The following is a 655-nucleotide window of genomic DNA, read 5'->3' on the forward strand; positions in this document are numbered from 1 at the left end:
AATGATATGGAGTTTTACATAGTTATTATTTAATATGACAATATTTAATTGCTAATTCTTATTTTCAAGGTAAAATATACTTAAAATATAGAAATAGAAAAGGGGTAATATAATGAAATATATAGAATTATATGCTGACCAGTTGCTTGAAATATATAGAAAAACCAAGAATGAAACTTTTGAAGTTGGATATATAAGAGCAGAAGATGAAAAATATATTATAATCGAAAAAATTGATACACAGGGCATAAAAAATGGATATATGCTTTTGTCAAAAAAAGATATTGATATGATCTCAAGTAATACAGAGTATTTAGATGAAATAAAAATTTTAATGAATGAAAATTCTAAGGAAAATATATTAAATAGTTATATTTATAAAGTTTCTGAATTAGAAATAGATAGTAAAAAGGTTATTATAAATATTATAAAAGAACTGATTTCAAAAAATATCATTTGTGAAATAAAATTATTTGATAAAGATACTATAATTTTAGGCTTTATAAAAGAAATAATAGATGATAAAAAAATATTAGTTAGTTATTTTAAAGAAAAAAATCTAATAAATATAGATGATATATACAATATATCTATTAATTCATTAAAACAAAGAAAAAATTATATGTTTAAAAATGTAAAGGAGACCAACTATGAT

The 655-nt window shown here is 18.9% G+C and carries 1 protein-coding gene; it reads left to right on the forward strand.

Annotation, left to right across the window (positions count from 1 at the left end):
- Positions 1–112: 112 nt before the first annotated feature.
- The coding region (locus tag AWT72_RS08720; RefSeq protein WP_067143674.1) for a hypothetical protein at positions 113–655 on the forward strand (543 nt) is incomplete at its 3' end.

The organism is Oceanivirga salmonicida, assembly GCF_001517915.1.
Lineage (GTDB): Bacteria > Fusobacteriota > Fusobacteriia > Fusobacteriales > Leptotrichiaceae > Oceanivirga > Oceanivirga salmonicida.